Source organism: Geotalea daltonii FRC-32 (genome assembly GCF_000022265.1).
GTDB lineage: Bacteria > Desulfobacterota > Desulfuromonadia > Geobacterales > Geobacteraceae > Geotalea > Geotalea daltonii.
The window spans coordinates 3,029,473-3,041,781 of sequence record NC_011979.1 but is presented as its reverse complement, the minus strand read 5'-3'; the positions used below and the strand labels follow the sequence as shown (position 1 = coordinate 3,041,781).

General features: G+C 51.1%; 9 protein-coding genes. 2 read left to right on the top strand and 7 right to left on the bottom strand.

Annotation, left to right across the window (positions count from 1 at the left end; genetic code table 11):
• Nucleotides 1-37 precede the first annotated feature (37 nt).
• Nucleotides 38-1,081 carry an efflux RND transporter periplasmic adaptor subunit gene (locus tag GEOB_RS13740; protein WP_230198950.1) on the bottom strand — a complete coding sequence of 348 codons (1,044 nt, stop codon included), beginning with the start codon at nt 1,079-1,081 and terminating at the stop codon, nt 38-40.
• 382 nt (nt 1,082-1,463) lie between these two features.
• Between GEOB_RS13740 and GEOB_RS13735 the strand changes: the two genes are divergently transcribed.
• A complete protein-coding gene (locus GEOB_RS13735) occupies nt 1,464-3,410 on the top strand; it encodes a response regulator (RefSeq protein WP_012647847.1) in 1,947 nt (648 codons plus the stop codon).
• Nucleotides 3,407-4,453, top strand: a complete 1,047-nt coding sequence (locus GEOB_RS13730; RefSeq protein ID WP_012647846.1) for a response regulator — start codon at nt 3,407-3,409, stop codon at nt 4,451-4,453. The genes GEOB_RS13735 and GEOB_RS13730 overlap by 4 nt, the downstream gene beginning before the upstream one ends.
• Before the next feature lie 95 nt (nt 4,454-4,548).
• Here GEOB_RS13730 and GEOB_RS13725 read toward each other — a convergent pair whose 3' ends face one another.
• The 6 genes from GEOB_RS13725 to glnD form a co-directional block, all read right to left on the bottom strand.
• Nucleotides 4,549-6,000 carry a sigma-54-dependent transcriptional regulator gene (locus GEOB_RS13725; protein ID WP_012647845.1) on the bottom strand — a complete coding sequence of 484 codons (1,452 nt, stop codon included), beginning with the start codon at nt 5,998-6,000 and terminating at the stop codon, nt 4,549-4,551.
• Between the two features lie 130 nt (nt 6,001-6,130).
• Nucleotides 6,131-6,406, bottom strand: a complete 276-nt coding sequence (locus tag GEOB_RS13720) for a hypothetical protein (RefSeq protein ID WP_012647844.1) — start codon at nt 6,404-6,406, stop codon at nt 6,131-6,133.
• A 19-nt stretch (nt 6,407-6,425) separates the two neighbouring features.
• On the bottom strand, nt 6,426-7,367 hold the full coding sequence (locus tag GEOB_RS13715; RefSeq protein WP_012647843.1) for a class 1 fructose-bisphosphatase: 942 nt from the start codon (nt 7,365-7,367) through the stop codon (nt 6,426-6,428).
• 104 nt (nt 7,368-7,471) lie between these two features.
• Nucleotides 7,472-8,674 (bottom strand): cofactor-independent phosphoglycerate mutase, encoded by a 1,203-nt coding sequence (locus GEOB_RS13710; protein WP_012647842.1) that lies wholly within the window; start codon nt 8,672-8,674, stop codon nt 7,472-7,474.
• 42 nt (nt 8,675-8,716) lie between these two features.
• Nucleotides 8,717-9,604, bottom strand: a complete 888-nt coding sequence (gene xerD / locus GEOB_RS13705) for a site-specific tyrosine recombinase XerD (RefSeq protein ID WP_012647841.1) — start codon at nt 9,602-9,604, stop codon at nt 8,717-8,719.
• Nucleotides 9,601-12,294 (bottom strand): [protein-PII] uridylyltransferase, encoded by a 2,694-nt coding sequence (gene glnD, locus GEOB_RS13700; protein ID WP_012647840.1) that lies wholly within the window; start codon nt 12,292-12,294, stop codon nt 9,601-9,603. The genes xerD and glnD overlap by 4 nt, the downstream gene beginning before the upstream one ends.
• Nucleotides 12,295-12,309: the final 15 nt, after the last annotated feature.

Here is a 12,309-nt window from a genome sequence, read left to right as displayed (position 1 = left end):
TGAAACTGTTATTTGCGGGTAACTCGGGTTGAGAAAGCTATTTTTGTCCCATTGGTGAAGACGGCTGCAGCTTTCCCGGTCCCCCTTTTTTGATTTCAATCTGAGCGCCAGGGGTCAGTCTCATCACCCCATCGGTAACGACTACTTCTCCAGGACGCAGCCCATGGTCGATCACTACCAGGCCCTTGTCACTAATGCTGGGAGATATGGGTCTCAGCTCCGCTTTTTTATCGGCACCGATTACAAAGACGAATTGACCCTGCTGGGAGGTCTGCACAGCGGCGGCAGGAATTACAATGGCGTTTGGCCTGGTGCCAAGGATAAGCGATACATTAACGAACTGCCCGGGCCACAGACGTCTGTCGCCATTGGGAAAAGTGCCTTTGAGACGAATGGTGCCGGTGGTCGTGTCGACGGTATTGTCGAGAAAGCTGACGACACCGCGCAAACTTCCCTGCGCATCATTGGGCACCAGTGCCTCCACAATCATACTGCCACCAGCTACTTGTGTATTGATGGCAGCAAGCTGTTTTTCAGGAACGGTAAAACTGACATAAATGGGAGATATCTGGTTGATGGTAACCAGAGCAGCAGTATCGTTGCCTTTGACGAGAGAGCCCACATTTACCAGCAGACTGCCGGTACGGCCGGGGATAGGTGAACGGATATAACAGTAGGATAACTGTATTCTGGCATTTTCCACAGCAGCCCTGTCTGCAGCCACCGCTGCGGAAAAGGCTTCTGCATTAGTTTTTAGCTGGTCATATTGTTCCTGGGTGACGATTCCATCTTTCACCAGCGCTGCATAACGTCCTGCCTGTTCCTCAGCGTTCCTGGCCAGCGCCAGGTCCCGGGCCAGGTTTGCCTCCGCCTGTTTCAACGCGGCACGGTAAGTTCCGGGGTCTATGGTAAAAAGGAGGTCTCCCTTCTGCACATCCTGTCCCTCACGGAAATGAACCCTGGAAATAATCCCGTTGACCTGTGCCTTGACCGGTACGCTGTTAAAGGGTTCCACATTGCCGACGGCATTGACGGTTATGGGCACAGTCTTCTGTTGGACGGTGGCTACGGCAACCGGCACTGGAGGCTTTCCTTTGGGTTTTTCCTTTTTCTTGGCACAGCCGGTCAACAGAAAGTTGAGCAAAAGCAGAAACAATATTAATCGAAAGCTTATATAACAATTACGCTTATGGGTAGATTTGAACACCCGGGTCCTCCAGCAATGATTTCAGGTCATTTGCTTTTTAGCATATTTATCGGATTTATTAAACTAGTTCTCCCGCTATTATCCATATTCGCTGTGGCCGTACTTGCGTCAAGGCAATTTGTGCTGAAAAATCAGTGGCTTGCGAAACAACAGGCACTAAACTTCTTCATATTGCCGCAACTGCAAACAATTTGTTAACATATTCCTGCTGCAGCCCGATAAGAACACTGATTGTCAACTTTTCAAGCAGGTGATCATGAAGCCGCCGCTCCGAATACTTATTATCGATGATTCTCCTGAAGATGCCGTCCTACTCGTCAGGGAACTGAAAAAGGAATTCAGTCCGGCAATGGAGCGTGTCGAAACGGAAGAGGCAATGCTTTCCGCCATTGAAAAGGGTAAATGGGATGTGGTTGTTTCCGACTACGTCATGCCGGAGTTCAGTGGACTTGCGGCTATAAGCATCCTTCATCAGCAGAATCGGGATCTCCCGTTCATCATGGTTTCAGGTCAGATGGGCGAGGAGCTTGCCGTTGAAGCAATGAGAGCCGGCGCCCACGACTATCTGGTCAAGGGAAACCTCAGCCGTCTCATACCGGCTATAAAACGGGAGCTTAAGGAAGCATCGGATCGAGATAAAAGACGTAAAGCCGAAGCAGCCCTTCATGCCACCGAAGCGCGCTTTAAAAGCCTGGTAGAGCAGTCACTTGTGGGCATATACCTCCTGCAGGACGGGATTTTTTCCTATGTGAATCCCAAATTTGCGGAGATTTTCAATTTTCAGCAGAGCGAACTGGTCGACGGCAGAGCGCTTCTCGATCTGGTTATTGATGAAGACCGGCAGGCTGTCTCTGAAATCTGCGAGACAATACTGGGTTATTCCGACAAGGGTCCCCCCTGTTATTTCAGGGGACAGGGTAAGTGCGGCAAAGATCTGCAGCTGGAAATGCACGGGACGAAAACCGAGCTCAACGGCAGACCTGCCATTATAGGCACCCTTCTGGACATAACCGAGAGGAAAAAAGCATTCGAACAGTTGCGACAGGCACAGAAAATGGAAGCATTGGGCCAGCTTGCCGGCGGCATAGCCCATGATTTCAACAATCTTCTCACCATTATCAATGGTTACAGCACTCTATTGCTCCGGTCCCTGGACCGGGAAAGCCCACAGCATCAGGAGGCTGAACAAATCTTGAAGGCAGGAGACCGTGCCGCAGACCTGACACGGCAGCTGCTGACCTTCAGCCGCAGACAGATTCTGGCCCCCAGGATGTTGAATCTCAATGATCAGATACGTGGCATAGAAAAAATGCTCCACAGGGTTGTCGGTGAGCATATTTATCTGGAGACATCTCTGGCCGAGGATATCGACCTGATCAAGATTGATCCGGGACAGGTGGAGCAGATCGTCATGAACCTGGTTGTCAATGCGGGGGATGCCATGAAAGACGGTGGTATGATGAGCATTGCAACGACGAATGCTGAAATTGACCAGTCTTTCGCATCGACACACCCTGGTTCCGTCATGGGAGGCTATGTCATGCTCGCCGTTACCGACAATGGTACCGGCATGACAGAAGAAGTAAAAAGCCGGCTATTCGAGCCTTTTTTCACTACAAAGGAAATGGGACGCGGTACAGGTCTGGGGCTTGCCACGGTTTATGGTATCGTCAAGCAGAATGGCGGCTATATTGACGTGGCCAGTGAGTTGGAAAAAGGCACCACCTTCCGGATTTACCTGCCCAGGTTAAAGCAGCAGAATACGCCGGTGAAACTTGTACCAGAAGTACCTGCCGAGGGAAGCCACACCATACTCGTGGTCGAAGATGAACCGGGAGTATTGAACCTGGTCACGCATACATTGAAAAATAAAGGCTTCAATATCATTGGGACGACCGATCCCCTTGAAGCCCTGGAAATTTTCGATCAGCGCGGGAATGAAATAGATCTTCTTTTATCGGATGTGGTGATGCCGTTCATGAACGGGCCGAAACTGGCCGAGGCATTAACCCAAAAAAATTCCGCGTTGAAAGTCATATTCATGTCCGGACACACCGATGACAAGGTCAACTTCGAGAAGATCCTGGAAAATGGCACTCCCTTTATAGCCAAACCATTTACCAACGGGGCGCTGGTGACGAAAATAGCCCGTACACTTGCAAATTTAGAGGATAGAATTACTGAGCTAGGAGCGGACAGATGAAAGAACACATACTCATTGCCGATGATGAGGAAATGATCAGGGACCTGCTTTGCGCAACCCTGGGTAAGGAAGGTTATTACTGCCACCAGGCGAGTAATGCCGTTGAAGGCCTGAACGTACTGGAAAGCCAACCCATAGAAATTGCGTTTCTCGATATCATGATGCCCGGCAGGTCGGGTGTGGAGCTGTTGAAGGACGCCAGGAAAGTCAAGCCTGACATCAGCGTCCTCATGATAACGGCGCTTAACGACATGGATACGGCTCTATCCTGCATACATTTGGGCGCCGAGGACTACATCACCAAACCATTCAATCTGGACAGGGTGCTCTTGACGGTGCGGAATATCTCGGAAAAGCGCCGCCTGATAAAAGACAACAGGGAGTATCAGTCAAATCTCGAACTAAAGGTCCGTGAACAGACAGAGGTAATCAGAGAAGCAATGGGTGAGGTGAACCTTGCCTATGAGCATACACTGACGGCGCTCATACGGGCGCTGGACGCACGGGAAAAAGAAGTCGGTTCCCATTCAGAAAGGGTCATGACATATACCCTCCTCATGGCGCAAAAACTTGGCATAGACAAGGAGGATTCAACTGCCATGGCAAAGGGAGCACTGCTCCATGACATAGGCAAAATAGGTATTTCCGACAATATTCTGCTGAAACCGGGGAAACTGGATGTTGAAGAGTGGGAACTGATGAGGCGGCACCCGCAAGTGGGACACGATATTCTGAAGGGAATCAGATACTTCAAAGGGGCAGCCGAACTGGTGCTCTGCCACCATGAACGCTTTGACGGGAATGGTTATCCCAATGGCCTCAAGGGGAAGGACATACCTGTCAGCGCCCGCATTTTCGGTCTGATCGACACCCTGGATGCCATGACCTCAGACCGGCCTTACAGAAAAGCTCTGCCTTTCCAGGCAGTTGTCGATGAAGTCGTCAAATGCAGAGGCTTTCAGTTCGATCCCGAACTCGTGGATATCTTCTTGCAAATCGATAAAAAGGAATGGGAGGCTGCGGCAGGAAAATTTTTTTCTTAAGTAGTTTTCATCTGTAAACACCAGATCAGCCAATGACGAGGCATTCCCCCCGGCGAGAATCAAATGAGTGTGCAAAGTTACCTATGAATTGAAGCTTATTCGTTTGCCCCGCTCTTGTACCTTTCCAACCGATCGCGGAGGGTGTTTCTGCTGATTCCCAGCAGTTTCGCAGCGAAGACCTGGTTATTGTTGCTCTTTTCCATGGCCATATGGATCAGGGCCTTTTCCAATCCCATGTTGACGCTTTCATAAATGGTCCCCTTGTTCTTGAGGCAGATCCCGTCGAAAACCGGCTCCAGCATCTTCCAGAATACCTCGTAGTAATCATCTCCGGCACAGTCCAGGTCCACTTCCTTGAATCCGGCTTTTGCGGTGAGAAATGATTCCAGATCTTCCGGCATCAGCACGTCGCTCTTGCAGAATACCGTCGCCGAATTGATGACATTCTTCAACTCCCTGATATTTCCCTCCCAGGGGTGTTTCAGCAGCAGGTCCGTTGTTTCCGGCGCGACGCGCCTGATGGTTTTTCCGTATTTGCGGGAGAATTTCTTGACGAACAGGTCAATGAGCAGCGGAATATCTTCTGCCCGGTCTTTCAGGGGAGGAAGAAAAAAATTGACAACCCGTAACCGGTAAAAGAGATCCATTCTGAAGGTCTTTTCCTTGACCGAGGTCACCAGGCTCCTGTTGGTGGCGGCAATGATGCGCACATCGACGCGGATAGTATCGTTGCCTCCGACTCTCTCGAACTCCTGGCATTCCAGCACCCGTAAAAGCTTACCTTGGTTGGCCAGGCTCATCTCCCCTATTTCGTCAAGAAAGATGGTACCGCCGTTGCACTGCTCGAATTTGCCGATTCTTCTGGCATGGGCATCGGTGAAGGCACCTTTCTCATGGCCAAAGAGTTCCGATTCCAGCAGAGCTTCCGGCAATGCCGCACAATTGACTGCCAGAAACGGACGATTTTTTCGCCGGGAATTGTCATAGATGGCCCGGGCCAGAAGCTCCTTGCCCGTCCCGCTTTCACCCTGAATCAGAACCGTGGCATCGGAATCGGCAACCTTGCCAACCATCTTCCAGATCTCGATCATTTCCGCAGAGGAACCGATCATGATGTCATCTGCGTCTTCTTCAAGTTTGAGCTGATTGGTGTCTTTGGTGTATCTCACCTTCCTGTTGAGCAGATTGCATTCCAAAGCCTTTTGCACGGATGATCTAAGTTTATTGGTATCGAAAGGTTTCGTTACATAATCGTAAGCGCCAAATTTCATGGCTTCTATTGCATTCTGGGTAGTCTTGTGGCCGGTGGTCATGATAATTGACAGCCCGGGGTCAATTTTTTTCGCCTCCTGCAAAACCTGAAAGCCCGATTTGCCTGGCATGCTTATATCGAAAATGGCCACATTCGGACGTTCGGTCAGTATAAGCTTGAGAGCGGCATCGCTTTCGCTCTCAAGCATTACCTCCATTTCCTCGCCATGAAAAACAGTTTTCAGCATCAGGAGAATATCTGGGTCGTCATCAAGAATAAGCAGTTTTGCTGTCATGGGTTGGATCTCCTCTTTCTATGGAATACGTATCGGCTGCAAAAAGCACTCCTTTAGCAGTTGACGTTGATCCATAAAAAAAGCCGCCTTTTGCAAAGCGGCTTTTTGATGGTGGTTATTGATGGTGCAATTACAGATCGTCTTCGTCAGGTTCATCATCCCCGTATTCATCGACGCCGAATGATTCATCATAGCCCATGTCACCGGCGCCTTCAGTATCATCAAGTTCTTCGGCCATGAACTGTTCGGGGGAGCGCTCGTCCTCTTCCTTTATTGCTTCGAATTTTGCGAGGATGTCTCCTTTGGTGCAGTAGCGCCCATCACGGTGCGAACAGGTATCCCTGTCACACAGGTCAAAAAGCTGTATTTCCGTGCAAAGTCTCCGTTGATTTTGTACATCTTCCATAATTTACTCCGTTGAATCATTATGCTTTGTCCACGTACTCCATGGCGCGATTTACGTCTTCCACACACCCGATATAAATTGGTGCTCGCTGGTCCAGGCTTTCCGGCTTCAGGTCCAGTATGGGAGTTTTGCCGTTTGTTGCAGCCCCCCCTGCATGTTCAATAAGAAAGGCCATGGGATTGAGCTCGAACAGAAGGCGCAGTTTCCCATTGGGTGAACCGTTCAGCGCCGGGTACATGAAAAGCCCCTTCCCTTTCATCAGAACCTGGTTGATGTCGGGCACGAATCCGCCGGAATAGCGCAGCTTGCACCCTTTTGCCTCAAGGTAACGGATGAACTTCTCATCCCCCTCGTTGTACTTGTTGCGCAGTCCTCCGGGCGAGTAAATATTGCCGTCACGCTGCATGCGGACGTTTTCCCTGGTCAGGTTATACTCCATCAACTGGTTCATGGTGAACTCATGTACACCGTCACCTACGGAGTATACCAGTGAGACGCGGGGTCCGTAAAGGATATACATGGCAGCTACCTGCTTGCGTCCTTCCTGCAGGAGGTTGTCTCCCTTGAAGATGGAAACGATGGTGCCTACGGCCAGATTGACATCCACCAGAGAAGAGCCGTCAAGGGGATCGTAGGCAACCGAATAAAGGCCGTCGGAATCTGTTGTAACCTGATAGATCTCATCCATCTCCTCGGAGGCTATGTTGCAGACCACTCCGGAATGAATGAGCCGCTTTCTCATGATCCGGTCGGACAGTACATCCAGAGCCAGCTGCTCTTCACCGTAAAGGTTGGAGGTACCGGCAACACCCAGATCGCCGGTACGAACCGCATTAATCACATACTTGCTTGCCTCGGCAATTTCGCAGATGAGGTGTACAAGCTTGTCACAGATATTCTGACTGCGCAGATGACGACGCAGATCGATTTGAAATTTTGACTTCCCCGGCTCGCTTAACATTTTGTTGCCCCCTTAAATGAAATTAAATTTTTGTAAGCTTAGCTCAAACAATAGTGCAAATCAAGAAAAATGCCTGGCGAAAAAAGCCGCCTTTATGTCCTGAATCAGGCTTTAGCCATCATCATATTCATCAATCTGAAGCCCTCTTCGACAAAAAGGCCTGTGGCAGCTGCAGATTCCTCGTCATAGCCAGCCACGCCGTCATTGACCTTCTTTTCACCCCCATAGAGAATAAAAGGAACCGGGTCGGAAGTATGGGTCATCAGGCTGACCGGGGTCGGATGGTCCGGTGCACAGAGAATCCGATACTGACCGAACTGATGGATTCCTTCCATGACCGGGCCCACCACCAGTGAGTCGAACTGCTCGATGGCCTTTACCTTATCCTGCAGGTTACCTGAATGTGAGGCCTCATCGGGGGCCTCAACGTGAAGATAAACATAATCGTGCTCTTGCAGAGCCTGCAAAGCAGCATCGGCCTTTCCTTTGTAGTTGGTATCTATGTAACCGGTCGCTCCCGGCACATTGATAATGTCGAGGCCTGCATAGACCCCGATCCCCTTGATCAAATCCACTGCCGAGATGACGGCGCCACTGAGGCCGAATTTATCGGCGAAGGTGGCCATTTTTGGAGATTTGCCGTGTCCCCAGAGCCAGATGGAGTTGGCCGGCATTTCGCCTTTCTCCAGACGCCGCTTATACTGGGGATGGTTGAAGAAAACCAGTTGGGAAGAGTTCATCAGGTTGATAAGCTGCTCAGCCCCTTCTCCATGGGGCAGAAATTCAAGAATTTCCTTGCCGGTGATATCGTGGGGAGGGGTGGCAGAAATCTTGTCCTTTCCCTTTCGCCAGACCATGAGATGGCGATAGCCCACCCCGGGATAGAACTGGAACTCATCGCTGTCCAGATTCTCCTGCAGCGCCGCGATCAGTTCTCTGCCGTCATCGGTGGAAATGTGCCCTGCCGAATAGTCGCGCATGTAAAGCTTGCCGGCGTGGGGTTGAAGGTTGATCAGATTAACCCGGAAAGCCACATCATCCTTTCCCAGCTCAACCCCCATGCTCGCAGCTTCCAGCGGCGACCTGCCGGTGTAACAACTTGCAGGATCGTAACCGAAAACGGAAAGATTTGCCACGTCGCTACCTGGCGGCAAACCATCTGGAACTGTTCTGGCAAGCCCCAACCTGCCGCGCTTTGCCATGAAATCCATATTCGGCGTCTTAGCCGCCTGCAGTGGAGTTTTCCCCCCCAGTTCCCCGACCTTTTCGTCGGACATGCCGTCGCCGAGCAAGACAATGTACTTCATGGAACTTCCTTTCGTTAATAGAATTAATGCATTACAAAAAAGCTAACCTCTTGGGTGTATATCCTGGTGGAGCTGCTTTAACCTCTCTCTGGTCACATGTGTGTATATCTGTGTAGAAGACAGATCCGCATGGCCCAGCATGATCTGCACACTGCGCAGATCAGCCCCGTTTTCCAGCAGATGGGTGGCAAAGGAGTGTCTCAGACTGTGGGGCGAGATGCTTTTCCTGATGCCGGCGGCGGCAGCACGTTTCTTGATGATGTTCCAAAAAGCCTGGCGGGTCATCCCGTCACCCAGCCTGCTGATAAAAAGGATCTCGCAGTCTCCTTTTCGATCGGCTTTTACCCTGGCAGAGCGTAGATATTCGGCTGTGGCAAGCCGTGCAGTTTCTCCCAACGGAACCAGACGCTCCTTTTCCCCTTTGCCCATGGTAAGAAGATAGCCGGCGTCCAGATTGACATCCCGAAGCTTCAGCGCCACCAGTTCCGAAACGCGGAGGCCGGTGGCATAGAGTACCTCAAGCATGGCCAGGTCCCTTACATCATTTAAGTCCGCAGAGCGAGCAGAATCAAGCAGCAGTTCGACCTCTCGCCCCGACAGTACGTCAGGCAGCCTGTTCAGGCTCCTTGGTGCTTCGATAATGACAGCAGGATTATTCGGGCAATGGTTTTCCACCATCAGGAAACGGTGAAACATTTTAACAGCAGAAAGGGCCCTGGCCCGACTTCTGGGGGAAAGTCCCCTCTCCTTCAGACCTGCAAGGTGTTCAATCACATCCATGGCCGTTATGTGGTCCAGATCCAGGCGTCCCTGGCCTGCAAGAAAATCAAGATAGACGCTAAGATCACGACTATAGGCCTCAAGGGTGTTTTTTGTCAAACCCTTCTCCACCTGAAGGTAGTTGAGAAAGAGGTCAAGATATTCGTTCATGCCTCATCTATGCTCTGGAGCAGCCGGCCGCGGATCTCTTCCAGTTTGTCCTGATCCAGGATCTTCTGGCCGAAAATGTCCTTCACGTAAAATACGTCCGCAACCTGGTCAACCTTGGTGGAAACCTTGGAGACACCGATATAGAGCCCCAGTTCGCTCAAGGCGCTGGTGATCCTGTAGAGGAGTCCCACCTTATCGTGGGTATAGATGTCGATAACCGTGTAATCCGCGGAAACCTCGTTGTCGATCTCGACCCTGGTGGGAAACTTCGGTTTTGCCTTTTCAGCAAGGAAGGCGGCCCGGTGCCGTTTTTTAACCAGGGCAGCGATCTTTGTCTTACCTTCAAGAACCTGGCGCATGTCGTCCTCAACCCTCTGCCAGCGCGCCTCATCTGTTATGACAAAGCCTTGGGGAGAATTGACCTGCAGCACGTCCAGCACCTTGCCGTTGAGATTGGTCAGGATGTGCGCTCCGAGAATGTTCATGCCGTTTGCCGCCATAACCCCCGTTATCATGGAAAAGAGGCCTGGGGTATCAAAGGTGCAGATGGTGAAGCTGGAAAACCCCCTGTCTATTTCATGGGATACTTTCAGCACCAGCGGTTTTTCTTCAAGTTGCAGGAGAATTCGCACGTGGTCGGCAATTACCGGGGGAGCATTGGAAAGGACATGCCTCGTCGTAAGCGCTTTGAGTTCATCTTTTACGACAGTAGCAGGATATTCGTCATCTATGATTTCAAGAACCTGCCGCTTGACCTTCTTCACCCGTTCACTGCTGGCCTCAAACTCGAAGTCACCACGCTCCAGAACCTGGAAAGCCTTTTCATACAGTTCCTGCAGAAGCAGGGCCTTCCATTCGGTCCAAACCTCGGGCCCCACTCCCTTTATATCGGCATAGGTCAGGAGATAGAGCATTTTCAGGTTTTCGCTCTTACCCATCTGTCGGGCAAACTCGATGATCATCTTCTCGTCGTGCAGGTCACGTCGCTGGGCAATATGGGCGAAAAGCAGGTGGTTTCTGATCAGAAAATCGAGACGTTCGCTGTCCTCCTTGCTGAGCCCCATACGGCGGGCAATGGTCCGGGACAGGTCAGCCCCCTTTTCCGCATGGCCTCCACCTTCCCCCTTGCCCACATCGTGGAGCAGCACGGCAAGAAGAAGCAACTCCCGCTTGTCCACTTCGCAGGCAAGCTGTGTAAGCAGCGGCAGATCCTCCCGGTGCTCGCCTCTCCAAAGTTTTACAATCTCCTCAACGCAGAACAGGGAATGGATATCAACCGTATAAATGTGGTAGATGTCGTGCTGAACCTTGCAGTAGATCCTCTCGAATTCCGGGAGGAACACGTTGAGAAACTCCAGGTGGTGCATCAGTTTCAGTGTTTCAGCAACCCCCTTTTCCGAGCGAAGGATGGCAAAAAATGAGCTGTTAACATCTTTCGAACGGCGGAATTTGTCATTAACCAGGTCCAGGCTTCTCCTTACCAATGCCTTTACCTTGATGTTCAGGGATACGCTGTGCTTCTGGGCGTATTCGAAAAGCTTCATCAGGCGGGCCGGGTCCTTTTCGATGATCGTCTCATCGGGGATCACCAACTCTCCTTTCAGCACATAGAAGCCTTCTCCCACGGGGCGGCGGGTGAAGTAGCCCAGTATCTTGAGTGGGCCATCCTCACGCAATGCACACTTTGTTATTACCAGAGATGAAAAATGCTCGACCCTTGTTGCATGGAGATAAAAATCGCGCATGAAATCTTCTACCGCCAAGACCTTTCCCCGGTCCTTGTAGCCGAAGAACTGGGCAAGGTTGGTCTGGCTGTCGAAGGTCAGCTGATCGTTCTTGCGCCCGGCGAGATAATGCATTTCATTCCGTATCCGCCACAGATAGGAGAGCGAAGCGTTGTAAACGGCAAGTTCTTCTTCGGACAGCACCCCCTTGACGATCAGCTCACGGGGATCATCGATCTTGTACTTGATCTTCGCGACCCAGATTGCCGTATGCAGATCCCGCAGACATCCCTCCCCTTCCTTGATGTTGGGCTCAAGAATGTAAATGCTCGACCCATATTTATCACGACGTTTCTTCAGCTCGTCCAGTTTCTCCCTGATAAAGGCATCGCTTCTCTTGGCCAGTATCTGGGTCAGCATCGTTTTTTGAAAAGCCTGGAAAAGCAACCTGCTGCCGATTATGAAGCGGCCGTCGAGCATAGCTGTTTTGACGGTGGTATCAGCATTGGACATCTCAATGCAATCGTTGAGGGTGCGCACCGAATATCCAACATCGAGGCGCATGTCCCAGAGAAAATAAAGAAGCTTCTGGGCGATATCTTCGATTCTCTGGGGATCCTTGCCCCCGTGGAGGAACATCAGATCTATGTCAGAATAGGGATTGAGCTCGCCACGGCCGTAACCGCCCACAGCAACCAGGGTAAGTTGCTCCCTGGCCTGTTTATAGTTGTCCAGCCAGTTGGTGATGCTGAGAAAAAGCTTGCGGATAAGGGTATCGGTCATGGCGGTAATTGCTTTTACCACCCATTCGCCGGACTCTCCGGCACGATGCCGTTCCTTTATCTGTTCGCGATAATAGCCGAGATACTCCTTGCTTGCCGACAGTAGAACCGGACGCATCTCCTCGAATGAGCCGTGGCCCTTTTTGCCCATTTCCGGAAAATAATGATCGATTTGATATTCCATTGCGCCCCGCAGGAT